Source organism: Pseudoselenomonas caprae (genome assembly GCF_008271345.1).
Lineage (GTDB): Bacteria > Bacillota > Negativicutes > Selenomonadales > Selenomonadaceae > Selenomonas_A > Selenomonas_A caprae.
The window spans coordinates 1-22669 of the sequence record NZ_VTOZ01000008.1; the positions used below are offsets into that span (position 1 = coordinate 1).

Consider the following 22669-nt stretch of genomic DNA (forward strand, 5'->3'; position numbering starts at 1 on the left):
GATAATTATTCATATACGATACAGATTGCATAAAAAATCAGAATAAAATAATCGAGCAACCGACTAATAAAAAGTCAGTTGCTCGATTATTTTATTCTGCAATTCATTTCTGCAATTTATGCAGTAATTCTGTCAACAACCCCAAATCCTGCAATTTAGTAACCGCAAAGCATTTTTTCCCTGCATCCTTGAGCGATGCTCCGATATGATAGGCTTCTTTATGGTCAAGAATCAAGAAGCGATCATGAAAAGCACTGGTGTATTTGACCATCAACTGCGGATACTGCTGATTAAATTTTTCTATATCCGCAGCCGTAAGCCGCGTATTCCCAAAGGTATGAATTTCCACCACAACACCAGATTGTTTCTTGGCCAACAGATTCAACGTACCAACATCCACATAACCATCCACCAAAACAATGTCCTTTTCCGCCCTTTTTATCAAATCAATCAGCAGGCTGAACGCATCATAAATCTGACCATCAAAAAATATTTTCTGACTGGATTCCGTATGCGTATTGATATAATCAAAAACCCTATCCAGTTTCTCATTGGTTTCCTGCTGAAAGGCCAGCTGTTTCAGTTCAACACTACTTATACGCTCAAACAGCAAAGAATTGTTGGCAATAAACTTTCGCATTTCAACAAAAGCTCTCATAATGCCAATGCTGACCTGAACGGCAACATCACTGCGCAACACCCCGGAAAGCATCGAGATTCCCTGCTCTGTATACGCATACGGAAGATAGCGACGACCACCATGCCCAGTCGTTTCTTCACTTGAGGTACCAATTTGGCACCTCAAGTTGTCAAATTCTTCTCTGGTCAGCTGAAAACGAAAATCTTCCGGAAAGCGGGCACTATTACGGCTGGCCGCACGATTGAGTGTTTTCGTTTCGACCTGATAGAGCCTAGCCAAGTCATAGTCCAGCATTACCTGCTGACCACGCACCATATAAACCAATTTTTCAATGTGTTGTGCATCAGCGGGACCCAATTCTGCTTTTTCAACGCCGAGCAACGATGTATCACTCATAAATAATCCTTTCTCTTGAGGTTCCAAATTGGTACCTCAAGTTTGCGTTACTGCTATACTTCGATAAATCCTGAATTTACGCCTTCATATCCTCCCGATAACGTTTCTTAAACTGCATCAGATTGATGATTTCAGCTTTATCACTATCTGACAGTTCCGAAAAGGTACGGGCAAACATAGCGGCCTTGCTATCATCCGGAGTCGTCCCATGTACAAGTTCGTCCATAGAGACACCATAAAGTTCTGCAAATGCAGCTAATTCACTGGCGGTAACTTCCCGCTTGCCCGCTTCAATGGCCACAATCGTTGTCCGTGACATCCCCATCTGACCAGCCACAAACTCCTGCGTTAAGTGTAAGGCTTTTCTGGCGGCTTTCAACCGTTCAAACATTTACATCCACCACCTTCTAGTATCATACTAACAGTTTTGTCAGCATTGTCAATACAAAATGTCATCAATCTTGACATTTTACAAAACAAAGGTGGGCGGCCGACCAGTTAATTTGACCAGTCAACCGCCCGCTATTCGTCTATGCATCATTTTTCAAACCGCCTAAGTTCCTGTATCAGCTCCCCCAGCTTATCAGTGAACTTATCCATTGACTTCTGAAAGCTGGTCAATAAATAAAACGTCACGACAATGGGAAAGCCCGCAGCCGAAACGGCGGTGAGTATGGTTTGCTCCATCTTCTCGCCCCCTTATGGCAGGAGCTGTTCATCCACAATCCGCAGGTACATGTGCTTGACCGCCGTTGCTTGGCCCCCATTTTCCGACAGAATAAACCTGCGTTTCAAGAGTTCAAACATGGCCATGCTGACCTCTCTTTGCGTCAAGTCGCTGCGCGGGTTCGGGATGGAAAGGGTCATGGTTCTGCCATTATCCAGCCAAAAAATAATCATCAGCGTTGTTTCTACCACAGGTCAGCCCCTCCTTATTCGGTCAAATCACAGCAATCTGCGCGGTCAATACTATGCAGGGGAAGTGTCTGCAATGCGGCAATGGTTTTGCCGGCCAAAAGCAGGTCATCGTCCGTCACCTCAGGATTGACCCGCAAATTTTGCATCCCCGAAGGCAATCGTGTCCTCAATCCTGCCGCCGATATGCTGCAGCAGTTTGTCGATGGCATGAGCCTTGCTGATACCCTTGACGCCCAGATCGCCGAATAAGGCCGTTTCCCCGGCGCCACCCCAGGTACCTGCCTGAAGGTCAGGGAAGGCCGCCTTGGCTGCCAGGAAATCTTCATAGCTTTCGAGGATAAAGCTGACTTTGTTCAGATCATCCCGGTAAAGCTCGGCGCCGAAAATCATTTCAGGAAAAGCCTGCCGCACGGTCATCTTCGCGGCATTATCCTGCCCTTTACGGGCCGAATATTCCTGCATGACAGGCTCGCCCAGGGTCGCAAAGTTCTCACTGGCAAAGAGACCGTTGTTGCTTTCAAGGTAAAATTCCAGCTTGCGCGCATGAAGCCAGTCTACGACACGGCGGCTCTGCTCCGGCGTAAGCAGCTGATTCATGAGATACCGATGCACAAGAGCAGCATCCCCAGCACATCCTCGCCGATAGCCAGTCTTTCCCTTAGCAAGGGGACCAGTGGTGCCCAGGACGCTGCCCCGAAGCCGCCGATAAAGAACAATGCCCGCGTGGCGTGCTGCCGCATTTTTCCTGCTGCATACCGTTCTTTGACTTTTGACCGGTCAATTTTCTCGTTCATACCATTGCCTCGTTTCGTTCAAATAGTTCCAGATAATCCCCTGCCAAAGCATGGCTGTCACGCCGATAGTCTTCGCAGCAGCCTTACTAGAAAGCCCCGTCTTTTAAAGCTGCGGGCAGGAAATAAATCTATATTATAAAACCCTGACTGCATTTTTCAACAGTCAGGGTCAGCGTTATTTTGCTTTTGTCACTTTCACCGTATCGATCACCTGTCCATCGGGCAGGAAACATTTGACCGTTATCGCTTCGTCCGTCACCTGCATGGTAAGGTAATTGTCCGTTTCGGGCTGGGGCGCCACTACCTCATCCAGCTGATGGTCAATCCATAAGCCGGGATAACGCACATTGCCAGCCACCCCCGTCAGGATATAAAGCGGACCTTGGCTGTCCCGCCTAAAGCTTTTGATATGTCCCCGGTTGCGGTAGGTATGCAGATGGGCCGTAAAGACAATATCAATGCCCAATTCATCAAACAGCGGCATGAAATTCCTGCCTAAATCCGAAATTCCTTCCTGCCGTTCCGGACGTTTGTGGATGCGGTATTGCAAGACATCCTTATGCACCAGCACGATTTTCCATTTCTTGCGGCTCCTGCCAGCATCTTCCCGCAGCCAGCTCAGCTGCTCTGCCATAAGGCCCGGCTTGAACGCCTCGGTTTCGTCCCACTGGCTGTTGAGCACCATGAAATGCACATCGCCATAGTCAAAGGAATAATAGTAGCGGGAAAAATCCCGGCTGTTGTTTTCCGGCACCACGAAATAATGAAGATAGGCCTCTGGCAGCCGCACCTTCCAATTCTGGTCATAGGTTTCATGATTGCCCATCAAGGGCACAAAGGGAATGCGGTCAATCATGCCATTTACCCCATGGAACCAGGCCTGCCATTGCGTATGGTCTTCGCCATTGTCCACGATATCGCCCATATTGATAAAGAATGCCGCCTGCGGATTGCGCTGGGCGGCATTTTGCGCTAATGCCTCCCAATCGCTATAGTCGCTGGACTGGGAATCGGGGAATATCAGGCATTCAAACTCTCCTGTCCCCGCCGTATGCAACATATGCCAGCCGCTGGCAGCCGCATCCGTCACCACACGGTACTCATAATCCGTATCAGCCTGCAGTTCCTGCAGGTTCGCCAGATATTGATTGTTCTTCACGCCATCGTCAGTGAAGAAATCCTCCAGCGCAGGAACGAGCTGAGCTTCCGCCTGCCCCTTAACACGGTATTCGATGGCTGGATTTACCAGGACATCCTCCGCCTGCCACATGATGGTCCGGCTATGGGCAGCATCGGCAGTGATAAGCTGCCGCAAAAACTGCGCATCCAAGTCCCCGGTCAGATTGCGGACACTGTTAGCCGCCTTGCGGTACCAGGTGCTCTTGGCGAAAAACATGCCACCCGCCAGCAGCGTCAAAGCCCCCAGTCCTCCCGCAATAAAAGTCCTTCTCTTCATCGGCTCCCTCTTTTCCTATAAATTTACGGCAGTTTGTTGTATTCCTGCGCCGCTACAGGTTCGCACCATTCGTTAGAAGTATTCTCGCCCGGCACTTCCACAGCGATATGCTGGAAAGCAGAATCCTTGGCCGCGCCATGCCAATGCTTGACATTGGCCGGGATATGCACGACATCGCCGGTCTTCAGTTCCTGCGCAGGCTTGCCCCATTCCTGATACCAGCCGCGTCCGGCCGTGACCAGGAGCATCTGCCCGCCGCCCTTGTCGGCATGATGGATATGCCAGTGATTGCGGCAGCCCGGCTCAAAGGTCACATTGCCGATGACCACCTGTTCCGTAGAAATCATATGGAGATAGCTCTTGCCGTCAAAATACTGGGCGTAGTTGACATTTTCGCCACCCACAGGGAACATGCTGGTTTCCTTGATGGCTTCCAAATCCATCGTATCGCTTCCTTTGCTCTCCGTATCCTTAGCTGCCGGTTCGTTATAGACCTCTTTTGCCAGATTGAAGGCAGCCCAGGCCTTGGGCCAGCCAGCATAGAAGCCCAGCTGGGTAATGACTTCTGCCATTTCCGCTTTGGTCACGCCATTTTTCTTTGCCGACTGCAGATGATATTTGAGTGAGCTGTCCACCATGCCGCTGGCCACCAAGGCCGAAACCGTCACGATACTGCGGTCATGCAGCGAGAGTATGTCATTTTTCGACCAAACTTCGCCAAAGAGGATATCGTCATTATAGCGGGCAAAATCGGGAGCAAACTCACCAAGCTGCTGCCGTCCTGCCGTCTGGGTTACTTTCACTGCGATACGTTTGTTGTTATTTGCCATTGCTGCTGCCTCCACCGTCAAAAAATTCGCTGACATAGCAGTTGCGGCTGCCAGCCCTGCCGCGATGATTCTTTTCTTCATCCTGGTCTCCTTTTCCTGCTTCTTTCACACCCTAGGGAACAAACCCTGACTTCAAGTCTAATCTAGCACTTGAAGCTTACTTCAAGTCAAGCGAAAATTTCATCTGCTTTCATAACGCCGTTGTTCAGCTTCTTCTGCGTTATTTCCTGCTTCTGCCCAAAACGATTCCGCCCAGCACATAAAGTCCCAGCATCCCCGCCAGTAGCAGTACATAGATGCCACCAGGCTGATTAGTCGCCTCTGTCGCAAAGATGTGCTTCATCAGCAGCCGGTCGCCTACACGGTTCATAACCGAACCCCATACGCCAGCCACCAGCACGAAAGCTGCCAGTGTGCCAGCCAGCAGCCGTCCGGCCATTTTCGGCAATGACCAGTTCATGCGCTTCTGCCATTGTCTTTTCCAGCCTTGCCAATGCAGGCCCCAATGCAGGCCGCTCAAGATCAGCAGCGCATACGGCAGCGAAACGTGGTATTGATGCAGAGCAATGCTGCGCTGCACGGCCAGCGGCATCACTTCTTTGAGCAGATAGTTGGAAATTCCCAAGCCGGACAGGATAGTTACCAGCACCCCCAGGATAAGCAAACTATCGATGACCGTTCCCAGAAGCCGCCCGAAGCTCCAGCTTCCCTGCCGCAAATTCTTGAGCCAGCTGCGGTTCTGATACAAATGCAGCAGGACAAGCAGCAGCCAGGCCACGCCCAGGATTTCATGCAGCAGTTTGGGAATATAATGGAAACTCATCACCGCAATAAACACCACGGGCAAGCATGTTGTCACCACTAAGCGCCCCGGCACAGTCAATGCGCCCCTGCCGGTGACTTTCAAACACTCGCGTCTATTCATATACACCACTTCCGTAACGAAAAGCTTTTCCCCTTCTCATATGCCGGATAAACTCACTGCATCCCCTGGGGCGCATTTTTCATCCAGACCTGCTCTTTTTTATTGCCACTTTCAGTATTCTGTGCCATTACCCCCACCAGCTTATGCGGGATATAGCATTCTTCCAGATAAGCAATATCTGCTTTTGCAAGCTCCAATTCTACCGCCTTGACCGCGCCATCGATATGATGGCGCTTGGTCGCCCCGGCCACCGGTGCCGTTACCTTCGTCAGCAGCCAGGCCAAAGCGATTTCCGTCATGGATACGCCATACGTATCGGCAAGCTCTGCCACGCGCAGGATGATTTTTTCATCAGCTTCAGCCGTGCCATCGTATTTGAGCTTGGCATAACTATCCTCCGCAAGACGCTTGGACATTTCCCCGGGCCTTCTAGCCAGCCGGCCGCTGGCCAGCGCACTGTAAGGCGTCATGGCAATGTTGTCCTCGGCGCATAATTTTGCCATCTCCCGTTCTTCCTCGCGGAACAACAGATTGTAATGGTTCTGCACCGACACAAAGGGAGCAAAGCCTTCCTTTGCCGCCAGCGCATTGGCCTTGGCCAACTGATAGGCATAGCAGTTGGCAATGCCGATATAGCGGACTTTGCCCGCCTTCACCTGCTGCGTAAGACCATCTAAGATATCATAAATATCGGTCTGATAATCCCACATATGATAGATATACAGATCCACATAATCCATCCCTAAATGCTGCAAACTCATATCCAGCTGTTTGGCAATATGTTCCTGACCGGTCACACCAGCTTTGATTTCCTGTGTACTGCGGGGCAGGAATTTTGTCGCGACCACCACCTCGTCCCGCGCGGCATAATCGCGCAGCGCTCTGCCCAGATATTCCTCACTCGTGCCGCTCTGATAGGCAATGGCCGTATCAAAGAAATTTATCCCCTGCGTCAAGGCATGCTTGATTATCTCCCGGCTGGCAGTTTCGTCCACCGTCCAGCTATGCTGTCCTGCAGCTGCATTGCCAAAGCCCATGCAGCCTAAGCAAATGCGGGATACTTCCAAATCCGTGTTACCGAGTTTCGTATATTGCATTGCCACACACCCTCCAACGTTCCATGACTGAGCTCCTAAAGCACCGGCAGCAAGGATTTCCTCCCGCCGTACGGGCTTTTCCTCTGCAAAAATCCTAGGTATCGGATTTCTGCCTGTGTAAAATGACACTGTGTAACTTTTCTTGTTGCTTGTATTATATAAATAAAATGACACCATGTCAATATTGTTGCCAAAAAATTTGACCGTCATGTCTAACGGTCAAATCTTTGCTGCCCATCAATTGCCGTCCGGCACCCAGGTACCCTTGACGCCCTTTACCGCCTCGGCAGCCGTGATGACTTTGTCCCCATTATCGATATCAATCAGCTGATAGCGGTCATTGCCCATGCCCATTTCCTTCATATAGGTCAGCTGACGCATGCTATGGCGTGATTCCATGCGCTCCACCAGATCATGCCTGCTTTCTTCGGGCAGCGCATAAACACAGTCGACACAGGCCTGGTCAGCGGCCAGGATATCGAGCGATGCCACAATGCCAATATCCGGCGTGACCACAGGCTGGGCCGAGGTGCCCGCACAGTCACAGTCCACACTCATATTGCGCATGACATTGATAAAGGCGATTTTATCCTGGAAGTGGCTGACTACAGCCTGCGTTGACTCGGTCATGCGCTCCATGAATTCCTCGTTATTGACGCCCCATTGGGAGCCCGAGTCCCCGGCATGAATCATTTTCTTGCCGATTTTGCCATCGGCGCAGCCAATGCCCAGATTCTTATTGGAACCGCCAAAGCCTCCCATCGCATGGCCTTTGAAATGCGTCAGCGTCAGCAGCGAATCATATGCCAGCATATTCTTGCCCACGGACATCTCCGTAAACCACTTGCCATTGGGCACCGGCAGCATTGCCGTCCCCTCGGCATCCGTAATATCCACCGTGGTGAAAGCCGTCCAGCCATTGACCTGCAAAGTTTGCCGGTGTTTTTCTGTCGTATCGCGGCCTCCGCCATAATAGGTATTGGTCTCGATGATGGTGCCTGCCGGCAGACGCTTCTGCAAAAGTTCCTTTACCCAGGGGCGCGGAATGATATTCGGACCCTGCGGCTCGCCGGTATGCAGCTTGATGGCCACCTTGCCGCCCAGATCTTTTTTGACGCGGTCATAGATTTGCAAAAGCCCTGCCGCTGACAAGTCACGGGTAAAGTAAACCACTGACTCTGCCCCCTGCCGTTCCTGATAGGGAACATAATGTTCACCGCCGGTGCCGGCCACCTTTTGCTTCCCATCCGGCTTTTTTACTGCCGTATCGGCCGCCAATGTCGCACAGCCCGGCAACGCTGCGAGCGCCACGGCCATACCAGCCAGCTTCACGAAATTCCTGCGCGTCATTCTGCTCTTCATCATGTCAACCTCCCTGCTGAATCCTACGGCTTTCTGCTATATCATGCAGCCTCTTGCTTTCACTCTACCACTTGAAGCTTACTCCAAGTCAAGCTATTCCCTATATTTTTTCCACCAGTATCCCTGCCCCATTTGCCTGAGCCGCTAATGCCCGTAGGACTATTTCGCCAAAGGAAAATCCAATCCCTGCCGCAAGCATCAGAAAAGCGGTTTGCAACCCCAAAAGGGATTGCAAACCGCCTGTCAGTAAATAAGGAACTCACCACCTATAGAGGTGGGAGACATCTTCTTCCGGGTTATAATTTGCTTAAAATAAACGCTGCCTGTCCCTGCAGCTGATATCTTCCCAAGCCAGCCGGCACAAAGACCGTCCTTCCCTTTGCCACTTTGAGAGATACATCATTTACGGTAAGCGACAAAGTGCCATCCAGTACCGTCAGGCAATGGAAGGAATCCTCGCCAGCGCACATAGTGCTGTCTCCCTGCAGACTGCCATGATATACTTTGAAATACTTGCATTCCGCCAATAATCTGATATCCATATCCGGGAACAGGTCAATATCCACCGTATTTCCCGACACAGCCTGCGGCACTTCGAGCTTGGTTACCGCCAAAGCCTTATCGATATGCAATTGACGCGGCTTGCCATCTTTGCCTACGCGCCCATAGTCATAGACACGATACGTCAGGTTAGAGCTTTGCTGTACCTCATAGATCAGGATTCCACTGCCAATGGCATGCAGCGTACCTGCCTTGATGAAGAACACATCCCCTTTATGCACGGGGACTTTGTTGCAGACCTCCAGCAGCGTATTATCCGCAATGCGCTGCTCGAATTCTTCTTTGCTGATTTTCTGCTGAAAACCATAGATAAGGCTTGCATCGGGTTCTGCATCGACCACATACCACATTTCCGTCTTGCCCTGCTCGCCTTCTTCCCGCAGCGCATACTCATCATCTGGATGAACCTGTACCGACAAATCCCCCTTGGCATCGATGAATTTGATCAGCAGCGGGAAATAATCCCTATCCTGCGCCTTGCTTCCGAGCACAGCCTTCCCCGCCCCGGCCAGAAATGCCGCCAGGGTTTCGCCTTTATGCGCACCGCTATCGATTACGCTCAATCCTGCCTCATGGCAGGATAGTTCCCAGCTTTCTGCCACGATATCCAAATCGGATTCCTTGCCGTATTCGTTCTTCAAACGGTTGCCGCCCCAAAGATAATCCTTCAACGGTGCTTTTAAAAGCATAGGTTCCAACATCAATACATCACTCCATTTTCTAAATTACCTTCAACGAATGCTCACCGAGCGGAAATTGCTATAATCGCCACGATGGCGGGCAATCGAATACTCGAAGGGGCGGCCATCATCCAAAAAAGCCACCTGTGTGACTTCCAGCAGCGGCAGTACGCCTTCTATCTGCAGCTGCTCGCGTTCTTCATCCGTAGGCATCACCGCGCGCACTGTGCGATGCGCCGATTGGATCTTATAACCCAAATCCTTTTCAATATAACTGTAAATCGATTTTTCCAGCGTCTGCCGTTTGAGGCCCGCAATCAACTGGATCGGCATCTGTGTGTATTCCACCACCACAGGCCGGTCATCCAGCAATCTCACCCGGATAATATCATAGACAAAATCGTCCACAGCCAATTGCAGTTTAGCTGCCACCTCAGCCGTAGGATGGATGATCTCGAATCGCAAGATTTTCGAAGCGACCTTGCGGCCCTTGAACGTCGCCGCAAAACCAGAAAACTGGTTTGCCATGCTCAGTTCTTTCACATCTTCGTCCTTGAGCGATTTTACAAAAGTTCCCGAACCGCGCCGTTTGACTACCAGTCCCTGTTTAACCAATTCATCGACAGCCCGTTTTATCGTTATGCGGCTAACGCCATATTGCTGGCACATTTCTTTTTCCAGTGCCAGCTGTTCCCCTGGAGTATATTTGCCTTGTTGTATATCCTCTCTAAGTTCTCTGGCGATTGCCTCATACTTTAACACGACTGCCGCCCTCCTTACTTCTATATGCATATATTATATAGCGAAATGCCTAAAAGTACAAACGAGAGCAGATTCGCGGCTTGATTCAGATGTCCAATAATGAGTCATCAAAAACTGAACAGCAAGTTTGTGAAATAGGCAGTACGATGTGCATTATTATCATACGCTTCATTTATCGCTGTACCATTAAATAAATAACCCTGTATTTGGATATTTTTCGTGAAATGATACCAAAGACTGGCCTCAAAACCTTTGCGGCCTGGTTTTTCACTGCCATTGACTACACTGCTCATAATAAGGGCATCCGATCCAAGATACCGGTAGCCTATAGAACCGCCGAATTTTTTATTTCCCCAGGGACTGCCATTATATACCAGCTTAACATCGTAGGCTTTATTCTGATAATGCTGATTGCCATGCGAATAAAAACCGGTCATTTCCCAATTATCCGTCAGGCGCTGGCGTAAATTTACGGCCACTATGCCCAAATGACTGTCACCATAGGCGACTGGTGAATGCAGATTATAGTAGCCTAAGCCTGCCATCGTATCCTTCGTAAAACGATGTTCTACAGACACGCCCCAGACTCGCAGCTTTTGATCCTTGAAACCCGTTTCTGTGCCCCCCGCACCTGTGCCAACGTATTCAAAATCTCCGCGATCCCCATGACGGCGAAACGCATCGGACCAGACCGAGGACATATCCGATACCTTCTCATGCAGATTGCCACCATAGGCTTTTAGCGTACTTTTTCCCACCTGATAGTCTAGTTCCAGGCCTTTTGTTCTGGCATTGCCTACAACTCCATCCTGTAACCCAGGCGTAAACAGCCCCAGCGTAGCTGTCGTGCCCTTAACCAGCGGCCCTTTAGCATACAAGTGATAAATCATATTGGATACTTTTGCCTGGGAAGCTCCGTATGCATCCGAGAATTCTTTCTCACTGTTCCAGCCATCATTGCCTCCCCACTTCGTATCAATGCCGGCATGAACATTCCACGTATCATTAACTGCCGCATCTACATTGAGGAACAATTCTTTTTCCCACCAAGTATGCTCATCACTGTTGCCTCTCATGGCTTTTTGGGCAAAAACACCACTCCATTTTACCCGGTCTGCATTCCTTTCCAGATTGGCGACTTTAACCCCAAGATTCTCAAGTTCCGCACTAAACTCTGCTGATAATTTCTCTAACAACATCTTATCCTTGCCACTGCTATTTTTTGCCCGGGCTCTTGCCACCATCTGCGCCATTTCATAACGGGTAATATTACGGCTGCCCTGAAAGTCTTTATCGCCATAACCTTCAATGATACCATCTGCTGCCAACTGTGCTACAGCATCATAAGCCCAATGATCTGCCGGAACATCTGCGAACGGATTGGCTGCCGCAAAACAGTTTACTGTCAATCCCATTCCTATGGCAAAAGCCGTTAAAAAACATTTTTTCTTCATATTATTTCTCCCCCATTATCTTACCGACACTGCCTTAAAATCCATCTTGTCACCCCGGTGGCGGGACAAGGAATATTCAAACGGACGGCCATCGGATAAGAACGCAGTCTGCTGTACCTCCAATACTGGCATTTTTCCCGTTATGCCCAAAAGTTCCTGTTCCGTCTCCGTAGGCATAACAGCTCTCACGGTACGATGCGCGGACTGGATATGCATCCCCAGAGACCCTTCGATATAACGGTAAAGCGAATCCTGTAAATGTTTTTCCTTCAAGCCAGTAATGAGATCCATCGGCATCTGTGTGTATTCGATGACCACCGGTTCGCCATCTGCACAACGCAGACGCTGGATATCGTAGACAAAATCATCCGGGGAGATTTTCAACTGCCCGGCCACTTCCACATCAGGATGGATTATCGCAAAGTGCAAGACCTCCGTATGTATCTTGTGCCCGGAATAATATTCCGAGAAGCCCCCGAATTGAGAAAACTTACTGCGTTTGCTCACGGCACTGTCAGCGACGGCCTTGACAAAAGTCCCTGCTCCCCGGCGCTTTACTACCAATCCATCACGAACCAGTTCATCTATCGCATGTTTGATGGTTATACGGCTGACGGCAAACTCGGTACACAAATCCTTTACCAGGGGCAGTTGACTGCCAGGCAGATAATCGCCCTTACGGATAGCTTCGCGGATTGTGTCAGCGATCTGCTGGTATTTTGCCCCGCCGCTCATTTCACCGTACCTGCCTGCAATTTCTTATAGTCCGTATTGCCATCGGCAAAGATACTGGCCGGTTCGTTATAAAAGCTTGTAAATTCATCTATCATCTCATGCCCGCGCTTATCATCCACCATGTAGGGCATAAAGAAATTATGTTCCTCTTTGTCAAAATTGGCCCATACCATATAATAAGCAGCCTTATGTTCCCAGCAAATTTTTCCGGCCTTGGAAAACCACTTTTTATCCACATTATCCCGTACAGCCAGGCTGCCACCTCTACGCACACCGGCTTCTGTAAGGGCAATGACTTTATGCCGCTCCTGCCCCAGTTTTTCCATAACCGCCAACGTTTGGGAAAGATTCTTATACCAGCTGCCGCTTTGATCATCATCATAGGTATCCACACCGAATATATCCACATAATCATCGCCAGGATAACGGTCCAGATAAGCAGCTGCATCCGCAAAGGGGCCATTGGGCGAATACGCATAGAGGAAATTATGCACGCCTTTCACATCGCGCATATATTCTGCCGTATATTTCCACAATGCCAAGAAATCATTGCTGCTGATATTCTGTCCTCCCCACCAGAACCAGCTTCCATTATGTTCATGCAGCGGGCGGAAAATCACTGGGATATGCTTATCCTGCAGACGCAGCGCAAAGTTTGCCACCATATCCAGATAAGCACGATAAACTTCATTGAGGTCTCCCCCCGGCAGAATCCTTTTTCCTACATCACCGGTCAAGACATTTGGGCTATAGCCTTGAAAATCGTAAGCACCATTTACGCGCGGCTTTTTCGCTACGACCGCAAAATTCGGCATGTGCATCGATAAGGTGATGATTGCTCCCTGCTTGTCAGCATTTTCCGCAATCTCCACGAGTTTATCCGTATACGTCACACCAGCTGCCTTTTCTGCAGCCGTTACTTTCAATTCATCCCCGGTAAGCGATAACGAATCCATGCCCACGACACCCGCGATGCTGCCGGTCACATCCTTGCAGTCAGACTCGCTGCCGCTATCCACCCGGAACATCTTGTGATGCGTATCATTCTGATGGCCGTAGATGACTTTCCCAGCCTGCGGAACAGCCAACAGATACCGATAGAGTCTGGCCGCCTCTGGCGTCAGCTGTTTATCCACCACCTTATTGGCCAACGGAGCCGATTTTTCCACTTGCGCCAGCGTCAGCGCTTCCTTTTGGGCTTTGCCATGATCTGGCAGCACGCTGCGCTGCACATACGCTTTATCCTGCGGATTATCCAGCACACTGGCGTGTCCCACACCGGCAAATACTGGCATACTCAAGGACAAACCGACCGCCACTGCCAACAATCTTTTTTTCATCAAGAAACACTCCTTCCGCTACTACTCCGTAAAGCCATTATGGGCAGCCAAATCCCTAAACCAGTATGCAGACTTTTTCAACGTCTTCTGCTGATTGGCCAGATTCAGCGCAATCAGACCATAGCGGTTCTTATAGGCATTGGACCACGACCAGCAGTCAATGGGGGTCCAAAGATGATAGCCAAAGCAATTCGAGCCTTCGGCAATCCCCCGATGCAGCCACGCCAGATGCTCTTTTATAAAGTCAATCCGGTAATCATCGGCAATCATGCCATTTGCCTGCCGGAATTTTTCTTCGCCTTCCACGCCCATACCGTTTTCGGATACATACCAAGGAATATTGCCATAATTGTCTCGGATGTTGATGGCAATATCGTAAATTGCCTGCGGATAGATTTCCCAGCCGCGATACGGATTCATGCGCCGGCCTGGCATTTCATACGGCGCAAAATACTTCTCCGGCAGCCAGCCTTCTGAATCATCAAAAGCCGTCTGCGCCTGCGCCCGGAAAGGCTGATAGTAGTTCACGCCCAAAAAATCAACGGTATTCCTTTGGATCAAGTCCAGTTCCTCCGGCGTACTTTCCCAAAGCACACCATCCTTGCGCAGGATTTCCACCAGCTTCGGCGGGAAAACGCCTTTGACGGCCGGATCAAGGAATGCCTTGTTCTTGAACGTTTCAGCAAACGCTGCTGCTGCCAGATCTTCGGCGGCATCAGACCGCGGATAAGCAGGGGTCAGGTTGATTACGATACCAATGCGCCCGCCCTGTTTTTCGCACGCCGACTGACGGAAGCGCTCAATCGCCATCGCCGAAGCCAAATTGAGATTATAGATGCATTGCACGGCCTTTTTCCCATCGACCTGCAGCGGATAATGGAACCGATACAGATACTCGCCTTCGGCTACTACCATCGGCTCATTGAAGGTCGTCCACTCCTTGACCCGGTCGCCAAAAAGCGCAAAGCACGTTTCGGCAAAATCGGCAAAAAGCACAGCAACTTTCTTATTCGTCCAGCCGCCATATTTTTCGTAAAGCGCATAGGGCAGATCGAAATGATGCAGGTTCATGATCGGACGGATGCCCTGGCGCAGGAATTCATCGATGACTTCGTTATAGAAACGCACACCATCTTCATCCGGTTCGCCGGTTTCCAAGCCCTTTATAAGACGTGACCATTGGATGGACGTACGGACAGAATTCAAGCCGGCCTGCTTCATCAGGGCAATATCCTGACGGAAATCATTGTAGAAATTAGACGCCACGTCGGGGCCAACACCAGCCCAAAAAGCCCCTGGCTCATGATCATACCAGTAATCGAAGAGATTCCGGTGGGCCTTATGGAACCGCCCCTCCGACTGGGGGCCGGACGTAGCCGCCCCCCACCAGAAATCCTTTGGGAATTGATACTGCTTGGCCATAGATTACCCCTTCTTCACATCTTCATACAAATCAACCATCAATTTTGCCATGTCCCGCACCGCCAGCGAAGTCATGAAATGATCCTGAGCATGAATCAGCAGGATGCTTTTCTCGACCGGCTGCCCATCACACTCTGCGCTCATCATCGCCGTCTGGATATCATGGGCCTTGCCGATTTCCTGGCCCGCTGCTTCAATCGCTTTTCTTGCCTTTTCAATATCATGGTCTTTCGCCAATGCCTGTATCGCTTCAATCACCGCTGAACGCCCCGTCCCCGAATGCAAGATCAGCTGCATCGATTGTTCTACTGTCTTTTCGTCCATCATTCTTCCTCCGTATCCTTGATTTTATTGCCGGCAATGACAAATGGTGCATAGATGCAGATATCCATCGCCAGCCACACCAGCTGCAAAATGCCGCCAGCCAGCGATCCTGTCCCGATCGTGCCGCCAAAGAACAGGGGCATCGTCCAGGGTACTACATATTTGAAGATAGGTACGAGCCCTGCCGAAACAGCCAGCCAGCCCACTATGGTATTGGCGAGCGGCGCCAAAATATACGGAATCAACAAAAGCGGATTCAACACGATTGGCAACCCAAAGGCAATCGGTTCCTGAATATTGAAGAGCATCGCCGGAAAGCCAACCTTGGCCACTGCCCGCCAGCTGTCACGCTTGGAGAAGAGGAAAATGGCAATAAGCAGCCCCAGCACATGCATAAGTCCCGCTTCAAAGAAACCATTGGAGAAAATATAGGCCGCATCGCCCGACTGATTGGCCAGCTGCGCCGGCATATAGACCATATTCTGGATGGCCGCGGTCACATTATGCCCATGAATGCCAAACCACCAGAAGAACCAAACAATCCCCTGATAGAGCAGCGAGAAACCAATGCCCTGAGAAAAGCCCATCAGCGGTGCCTGGATAAGCGCATAAATCAAATCATTGAGCGCCTTGCTGCCCATAAACTCCATCTGTGCCAAGAACGTCGAAAACAGCGTAAAGGTAAATAAGGTAATGAACACCGGCATCAATACGGCAAAGGAATTGGCTACTGCCGGCGGCACGGTATCCGGCATCTTGATCGTAAGCTTCTTGTTCTTCGATAGATTGATGAACATTTTCGAGGACACCGTAGCTACGATAATTGCCGTAAGCACCGCTTTATTGCCAAAATATGACAAGTCAAAGGCACCAACATCACCTACACTCTGCGGTGTGACAATGATAAAAGCCCCTAAAGCCGTCAGCGCATTGGCAAAGGGATCGCCGCCCCAGATTGTCCCCAGCCGATAGGCAAAAGCAGCCACCAGCAGGAAAGAGAACACGCCAAAACCTACTGTCACGACGTTATTGCATAACCCTTGGATGACCTGCATGCTATGCACAAACTGCGAATTCTTATAGGCATCACCAGCAGTATCCAGCCCGGTAAAAGCTGTGCCTAAGTTAAGACCATTGGCTCCCATCACCGTTCCCCAGGGATCTAAAAGTACCCACTGAACGATGCCAAAGAAAGAACCAACGATAATGAACGGCAGCAGCATGGAAAACGCATCCCGCATTGCCAGCAAATACTTATTGCCCGAAATGCGCGCAGCCAGCGGCATCATTACCCGTTCAAAACCAGAAATCACTCCGCTCATGATCCGCTTACTCCTTTCCCAGCAACTGCAATGCTTTTGCTAATACTTTATCGCCACGGATCATTCCATAATCCTGCATATTGATGACCTCCACAGGGCATCGTCCTGCAAGGATTTTCTCCACATCGCCTTTCATATGGCGGATCTGTGGTCCCAGCAGCACAACATCCGCTTCCGCTGCCCTTTGATCCAGCACCTCCACGCTGAACGCCTCAATATGCGTATCCGCCAAGGACTTAGCCGCAGCAGCCTCCTGCATTTTCTTCACCAGAATCGAAGTCGACATACCTGCGTTGCAAACCAAAAAGATGTTCATGTTTATTCCTCCTCTATAAACTTTATGTAGGAATTTTTATCGTTTCATCTTCCTACGCCCTTATTATATTATTAGTCAATCCCTTTGTCAATAAAAGATATAACTTTTGTTGCTCATTCATATTACATTATCACTTTTCATTATATCCTTTGTTGACATCACGCCCTCTCTGTAACTATAATGAACCTGATAATGGTATAGCTTACCCTTATTTTTCTGAAAGAAGGTATTTTATATGATGGTTCGGAAAATCCCTGCCAATGCTTCCGGAATCCAGTATTTTGGCCGCTGGGAAAAGTCTCCGGCAGCCTGCCGGTGTGCACAAGGAGCTACCTATATTAAAGCGAATTTCACCGGCCCCCTGCTTATGGCCGATTTAATCGATTCCGGCAATTGGTGGCGGGTCAGCATCGATGACAGTCCCTTTCGTCGTTTCCGTCCGCAAGGAGAAAACACCTTGTTAGCGGAAGACCTCCCTGCCGGCAAGCATAAGGTTCTCCTGGTACGTTCCACCGAGGGCTATATGGGCATCAGCGAGTTTCGCGGTTTTTCGCTTGCACCTAACGCAACAATGCTCCCACCTACTCCGCCCAAGGCACGCAGCTTAGAATTCATCGGCGATTCCATTACCGCCGGCGCAAAAAATGATGGTCCCCCCGATGCCCCCTACGATGATATTGAAGACAACGATATGGCCTACGGCCCGCAGCTGGCCCGAATGCTCGATGCTGAATACAGCGTATTGGGCAAATCTGGCGAAGGTGTCATCCACAACTGGGATGAAGACTGGCCTGGTCATGGGGTCCATACCGCCGATCGCTATCCCTGGACTTTCTATAGTGATAAAAGATCTCCCGCCCATCATCTTTGGAATCCGCAAAACTTCCCCATAGATGGTATCCTTATCTCCCTTGGTACGAATGATTTCGGTAACGACAAGCATCAGCTTGAGCGAAACGATTTCATCCGCGGCTATAAAAATCTTCTGCAAACAGTCCGGCAAATAAATCCCCACACCCCCATCATCGTCATCGAGCCTGTCCCCAGCTGGCTTCCACACGAGGCGCGCCAGTGGATAAAAACAGCCGTGAATGAATGCAAAGCCCGTGGCGATAAAGCCCTCTATTTCATCCCGTTGAATGAAGAAAAGCCTTTACTGGATGCTAACGATTATGCTGGCGACAACACACATCCCCTAAAAAACGGGTCAAAAAAAATTGCCCTTTATCTAAAGGACAAAGTTGCCGAAATCCTTGGCTGGTAAGCAAACACGACAGACAACGCTTGCTTTTCGGCGCTAAATAAAACAGGTTCTGCATGTCATTGTATTGCAGAACCTGTTTTTCTCTATGCATTTATTCCATATTTTCCCACCAAAGATCGAACTGCGCATTCTTTTGGCTGTCAATATATGCCAATGCCCCGATTTCTGGCGTCAGCAAGTTATAATCTTTTTGCTGGCTGGCCTGTAAAATTCTCTGATAAGGCTCCTGCCAGGAATGGCGGGACAGAGCAAACTTGCCGCTATGGGCAGGCAGAAGCATTTTCGCGCCGACATCCACTGCCGCCTGTGCCGTTTCCTCCGGCAGCATATGGATGGCATGCCAGGCCATATTGTACTGGCCGTTTTCGCCAAGCATCAAGTCAAAGCCGCCGAACTTCTGCCCAATGGCCTTGAAGTGTGCACCATATCCGCCATCTCCCGTATAGTATACCTTGCGCTGCGGAGTTACAAACGCAAAGCCACACCAAAGCGTGGGATTAGAAGTCAGAAACCGCCCCGAGAAATGCTGGGACGGCAGGATATGAATAGATAAATCATCCGCTAATTTGATTTCCGCATCCCAATCTTCCTCATGCAAAAGCTCTTTTTCAAAGCCCCAGCCTTCAAAGTATTCTCCCACGCCTAACGGGCAGACAATACGTTTCACCTTCGGCTTCAGTGCCATAATCGTTGGATAGTCCAAATGGTCCCAATGGTCATGAGAAATCGCCAATACATCAATCTCCGGCATATCCTCGGCGGTATAGACGTTGCTGCCAGGAAATGCCTTGTTGATGAAAAAGATGGGCGACGCATAGGAACTGAACACGGGGTCAATTAAAATGCGATAGCCTCCGAGCTGCATAAAGAAACTGGAGTGCCCCAGCCAGACCACCACATCATCATGCGGATTCAGGCTGTGCAAATCCGTCTTCTTTGACAGCATTACCTGCTTCGGCGATAAATGTGACTTATCCCCAAAGAGGAATTTTACCATCGCCACAAAACGATTTTCACCGTTCTCCTCATTCATGACCTGTACGGGAACAAGATTTTGGAACTTGCCATTTCTATAATGCGGTGAGGCTTCCATACGTGCCAGACGTTCCCCCTGCGGCAGCCTGCCAAATTCCGGCCGCTGGGTAAAGAGCGCACCGCCGCCAGCTAATACTCCCAAGGTTCCCAAACCTCCCACGATAAAAGTTCTTCTATTCATTATGATCCCCTGCCAATGATTTCTCTATTGCTTCAAGTTTAACACTTGGAGCACACTTTAAGTCAAGAATAAATCTTGTAACGATTGTCTTTATGTCACAAATATGATATATGCACAGATATCAAAAAATATTGGCTTTGACTTTGGTGGGAACAGGTGCATTTATGCTGCCGGACACACTGCCCATACAGGCAGCCACCGTACAGGCCGATAGCGTGCAGGCAGATGCTGCCGTCCACAGCCTGCAAAAAGTTACAGCTATAACGAGCGGCGAACAGGTTGCCGTAGCGATTTTGGAATACCCGAAAGCACTTTTACCCTCAGCCGTAAAGCCAACGGACTTTGCTGTATCCGGCCAAGAGATTACCGCCGTAATGGTAAACGATAAAGCAGAACTTACGGACAAGGCGCAAGCAGGGCGTTATGTCATCCTGCAGTTTGTTAAGCAGAACAATGTCTATGATGGTAATTTGAGCAAAAAGCCGGGGCGTCAGGCAAAACCTGCCGATGATAAAAACGGCCAGGGCACAGATGCGCCCCGCCAATCCAACCGCAAACTGCCGAATTTATCCCTGCAGGTAGTCGCGCGGAATAAGACCTTTTGGGACAGTCATGCAAATATGACAGAAAGCAATGCAACCGTCAAAGACATGACCGCCGCCAACGCTCCTATTAATTACTCCGTCTTTGCTGGCGGCAACCATATGTATACCTGGTCATTTGCCTATGATATCGAAGCCATCCGCGACTGGCTGTTTCAGCAACGCAAAGACGGCCAGCCACACAGCTTACTTGCCAAAGCCTTACAAGATGCCGGCCTTGCCGCCGAGCGGGGCGGTATTATCGCAGCACCAGCCATGGCAGCTTTGGGGCATCTGTATGAAAACGGGCTGGGCGTAGAAAAAAATCTGCAGAAGGCCCAGGAATGGTACACAAAAGCAGCAATCAGCGAATAAAGTTAGTGGCTTGCCAAGATTCTTTCTCTGGCAGGCCAAATTTTTCCTTGCCCAACTGGATACTCTTCATTAGGAAGGTCATATTACGCGCCAATGTCCGCATGGTCTGCATGCCCTCAATATCCTGCGCCGCTTCTCCCGGTGCCCCGCCATGAACGCTGTTCCAGTATTGACTGGCAGCAATGGGCATGCCCGCGATGGTGAAGAACTTATTGAGTTCATCAAAGGTTGCCGACAAACCGCCACGACGGGCCACAACTACACTTGCTCCCACCTTCATCGTCTTGTCAAAACCGGTGCTGAAAAACAGGCGCGTCAGATAAGCGACCAAAGTCGCATTTGCCGAAGCGTAATAAACTGGACTGCCCACGACCAGGCCATCACATTCGGCAAACAACGGTGCTGTTTCATTGACGATATCGTCAAACACACATTTTCCCTTCTGCGCACAGGCCCGACAGCCTATGCAGCCGCGAATTGCCTTATTGCCCACATGAACCATTTCGACTTCCACACCGTTTTCTGCAAAGACTTTCTGCATTTCCTGCAAAGCCATTGCCGTGTTGCCCTGCGGATGCGGTGAACCATTGACCATCATGACTTTCATCGTAAACTCTCCTTGAAGTGATAAACTAAAGTTGTAACACCAGTGACTAATAAAATATAATATCCTTGGATGTTTTATTATGCCACAACATTACGACGAAACATTTAAAAAGCAAATTGTCCGCCTTCGGCTTGAAGAAGGCCGATCTATAAGAAGCATCATTGAAGAGTATGGAATGTCAAAAGCCAGCATTATCAATTGGTGCAACGAATTTCGCGAAGAATGCCAGAACAATCCTGAAAGCCAGAATGAATACGACTCCATGAAAGAAATACGTAAACTCAGAAAGGAAATGGCAGAACTTAGAAAGGAGAATCTTTTCCTAAAAAAAGCAGCGGCATTCTTTGCAAAGAAAATCGATTAGAGGCTTATCGGTTCATCCAAGAACATCATCATGAATTTGGCGTGCGCTGGTTGCTGCGTAAATTCAACATTTGCCCCAATGCCTACTACAACTTCCTGAAAAACAGGAAGTCTGCTTATCGTGCCCAGAAACAGCGTGTGCTCAAGGAAATCACCACGATATACCACAAGCATAACGGTGTGGATGGTTTTACCGCAGCATGCAGATTTTCTTGAAACGAAAGCATGTTCATCTTAGTGCCCTTACTGTTCATCACTACATGAATAAGGAGCTGAATCTTCATGCCATTGTTCGAAGGAAGAAGCCGAATTACCAGAAAGGCACCGTACACAAGGTTTTTGATAATCTGTTGAACCAGGATTTCCAGGCAGAACAGATTAACCAGAAATGGGCTACTGACTTTACATATCTTTTCCTGAAGGATGGCAGCGTACGGTATAATTGCTCCGTAATCGATCTGCATGACCGCAGCGTGGTATCCAGCATTACGGATAGGAACATTACCACCGACCTGGCTATCCGTACAGTAAAGAAGGCACTGGAAGCCCAGACATCCGTAAGTAAAAATCTGATTCTGCATTCGGGCCAGGGGTCTCAGTTCACTTCAAAGGAATTTACCAAATTCTGTGAATCGGCAGGTATTACCCAAAGTATGAGCAAAGCTGGCTATCCATATGATAATGCTCTGATGGAGCGCTACTTCAACACGCTAAAGAACAAATGGATTTACCTGCATGACTATCTAGCAGCGGACGATCTTTATGCATCTGTTGAAGAGTTCGCTTATGTCTGGTATAACCATGTGCGGCCACATTCATATAATGGTTACAAGACTCCGTTCGAAGCCAGGACAGGAATCAGCAATTATTAAGGCACAAGTGTTACAAAAATGCTTGACCACTACAGATAATGTATATTGGCACGTTCG

General features: G+C 49.5%; 24 protein-coding genes and 2 pseudogenes. 3 read left to right on the top strand and 23 right to left on the bottom strand.

Annotated features, from left to right (window positions below; translation table 11 throughout):
• Positions 1-103 precede the first annotated feature (103 nt).
• The 21 genes and pseudogenes from FZ041_RS05040 to FZ041_RS05135 form a co-directional block, all read right to left on the bottom strand.
• Positions 104-1036 carry an ORF6N domain-containing protein gene (locus FZ041_RS05040; RefSeq protein WP_149188774.1) on the bottom strand — a complete coding sequence of 311 codons (933 nt, stop codon included), beginning with the start codon at positions 1034-1036 and terminating at the stop codon, positions 104-106.
• A gap of 76 nt (positions 1037-1112) precedes the next feature.
• Positions 1113-1427 carry a helix-turn-helix domain-containing protein gene (locus FZ041_RS05045; protein WP_149188775.1) on the bottom strand — a complete coding sequence of 105 codons (315 nt, stop codon included), beginning with the start codon at positions 1425-1427 and terminating at the stop codon, positions 1113-1115.
• Between the two features lie 146 nt (positions 1428-1573).
• Positions 1574-1723: a YvrJ family protein gene (locus FZ041_RS05050; RefSeq protein ID WP_149188776.1), complete on the bottom strand. Its 150-nt coding sequence runs from the start codon at positions 1721-1723 to the stop codon at positions 1574-1576.
• A gap of 12 nt (positions 1724-1735) precedes the next feature.
• Positions 1736-1954: a DUF2922 domain-containing protein gene (locus tag FZ041_RS05055; protein ID WP_149188777.1), complete on the bottom strand. Its 219-nt coding sequence runs from the start codon at positions 1952-1954 to the stop codon at positions 1736-1738.
• Positions 1955-1968: 14 nt separating this feature from the next.
• Positions 1969-2091 (bottom strand): DUF1659 domain-containing protein, encoded by a 123-nt coding sequence (locus tag FZ041_RS14775; protein WP_255449253.1) that lies wholly within the window; start codon positions 2089-2091, stop codon positions 1969-1971.
• Positions 2075-2551: an HAD hydrolase family protein gene (locus FZ041_RS05060; protein ID WP_149188851.1), complete on the bottom strand. Its 477-nt coding sequence runs from the start codon at positions 2549-2551 to the stop codon at positions 2075-2077. The genes FZ041_RS14775 and FZ041_RS05060 overlap by 17 nt, the downstream gene beginning before the upstream one ends.
• Positions 2552-2553: 2 nt before the next feature.
• A pseudogene (locus FZ041_RS05065) lies at positions 2554-2694 on the bottom strand (MFS transporter); the annotation flags it as partial.
• A gap of 229 nt (positions 2695-2923) precedes the next feature.
• Complete coding sequence (locus FZ041_RS05070; RefSeq protein ID WP_149188778.1) at positions 2924-4204, bottom strand: purple acid phosphatase family protein; 1281 nt, start codon at positions 4202-4204, stop codon at positions 2924-2926.
• 23 nt (positions 4205-4227) lie between these two features.
• Entirely contained in the window at positions 4228-5115 is an 888-nt protein-coding gene (locus FZ041_RS05075; protein WP_149188779.1) for a carboxymuconolactone decarboxylase family protein, read from the bottom strand.
• Positions 5116-5254: 139 nt separating this feature from the next.
• Positions 5255-5959, bottom strand: coding sequence for a hypothetical protein (locus FZ041_RS05080; RefSeq protein WP_149188780.1), 705 nt, complete (start codon positions 5957-5959; stop codon positions 5255-5257).
• A 53-nt stretch (positions 5960-6012) separates the two neighbouring features.
• Positions 6013-7056: an aldo/keto reductase gene (locus FZ041_RS05085; protein WP_149188781.1), complete on the bottom strand. Its 1044-nt coding sequence runs from the start codon at positions 7054-7056 to the stop codon at positions 6013-6015.
• A gap of 237 nt (positions 7057-7293) precedes the next feature.
• Positions 7294-8421 (bottom strand): DUF362 domain-containing protein, encoded by a 1128-nt coding sequence (locus FZ041_RS05090; RefSeq protein WP_255449254.1) that lies wholly within the window; start codon positions 8419-8421, stop codon positions 7294-7296.
• Between the two features lie 293 nt (positions 8422-8714).
• Entirely contained in the window at positions 8715-9680 is a 966-nt protein-coding gene (locus FZ041_RS05095; protein ID WP_149188782.1) for a type I phosphomannose isomerase catalytic subunit, read from the bottom strand.
• Between the two features lie 30 nt (positions 9681-9710).
• Positions 9711-10421, bottom strand: a complete 711-nt coding sequence (locus FZ041_RS05100; protein WP_075445352.1) for a GntR family transcriptional regulator — start codon at positions 10419-10421, stop codon at positions 9711-9713.
• Positions 10422-10528: 107 nt separating this feature from the next.
• Entirely contained in the window at positions 10529-11875 is a 1347-nt protein-coding gene (locus tag FZ041_RS05105; RefSeq protein ID WP_149188783.1) for an S-layer homology domain-containing protein, read from the bottom strand.
• 15 nt (positions 11876-11890) lie between these two features.
• Positions 11891-12610 (bottom strand): GntR family transcriptional regulator, encoded by a 720-nt coding sequence (locus FZ041_RS05110; RefSeq protein WP_149188784.1) that lies wholly within the window; start codon positions 12608-12610, stop codon positions 11891-11893.
• Positions 12607-13950 (bottom strand): glycoside hydrolase family 26 protein, encoded by a 1344-nt coding sequence (locus tag FZ041_RS05115; protein WP_255449255.1) that lies wholly within the window; start codon positions 13948-13950, stop codon positions 12607-12609. Before FZ041_RS05115 ends, FZ041_RS05110 begins: the two co-directional genes overlap by 4 nt.
• Before the next feature lie 21 nt (positions 13951-13971).
• Entirely contained in the window at positions 13972-15372 is a 1401-nt protein-coding gene (locus FZ041_RS05120) for a glycoside hydrolase family 1 protein (protein ID WP_149188786.1), read from the bottom strand.
• Between the two features lie 3 nt (positions 15373-15375).
• Complete coding sequence (locus FZ041_RS05125; RefSeq protein WP_255449256.1) at positions 15376-15699, bottom strand: PTS lactose/cellobiose transporter subunit IIA; 324 nt, start codon at positions 15697-15699, stop codon at positions 15376-15378.
• Positions 15696-17018, bottom strand: coding sequence for a PTS sugar transporter subunit IIC (locus tag FZ041_RS05130; RefSeq protein ID WP_149188788.1), 1323 nt, complete (start codon positions 17016-17018; stop codon positions 15696-15698). Before FZ041_RS05130 ends, FZ041_RS05125 begins: the two co-directional genes overlap by 4 nt.
• A gap of 7 nt (positions 17019-17025) precedes the next feature.
• Positions 17026-17334 (bottom strand): PTS sugar transporter subunit IIB, encoded by a 309-nt coding sequence (locus tag FZ041_RS05135; protein WP_033170080.1) that lies wholly within the window; start codon positions 17332-17334, stop codon positions 17026-17028.
• Positions 17335-17569: 235 nt separating this feature from the next.
• On the opposite strand from FZ041_RS05135, the gene FZ041_RS05140 reads away from it, so the two are divergent.
• Entirely contained in the window at positions 17570-18598 is a 1029-nt protein-coding gene (locus tag FZ041_RS05140) for a GDSL-type esterase/lipase family protein (RefSeq protein ID WP_149188789.1), read from the top strand.
• Positions 18599-18689: 91 nt separating this feature from the next.
• On the opposite strand, the gene FZ041_RS05145 is transcribed toward FZ041_RS05140, so the two are convergent.
• Entirely contained in the window at positions 18690-19814 is a 1125-nt protein-coding gene (locus FZ041_RS05145) for an MBL fold metallo-hydrolase (protein WP_149188790.1), read from the bottom strand.
• A gap of 110 nt (positions 19815-19924) precedes the next feature.
• On the opposite strand from FZ041_RS05145, the gene FZ041_RS05150 reads away from it, so the two are divergent.
• Positions 19925-20770 (top strand): SEL1-like repeat protein, encoded by an 846-nt coding sequence (locus FZ041_RS05150; RefSeq protein ID WP_149188791.1) that lies wholly within the window; start codon positions 19925-19927, stop codon positions 20768-20770.
• Here the strand turns inward: FZ041_RS05150 and FZ041_RS05155 are convergent.
• Positions 20760-21377 carry a flavodoxin family protein gene (locus tag FZ041_RS05155; protein WP_149188792.1) on the bottom strand — a complete coding sequence of 206 codons (618 nt, stop codon included), beginning with the start codon at positions 21375-21377 and terminating at the stop codon, positions 20760-20762. The genes FZ041_RS05150 and FZ041_RS05155 overlap by 11 nt on opposite strands.
• Before the next feature lie 79 nt (positions 21378-21456).
• Between FZ041_RS05155 and FZ041_RS05160 the strand changes: the two are divergent.
• Positions 21457-22612 (top strand): annotated as a pseudogene (locus FZ041_RS05160) (IS3 family transposase).
• Positions 22613-22669 lie beyond the last annotated feature (57 nt).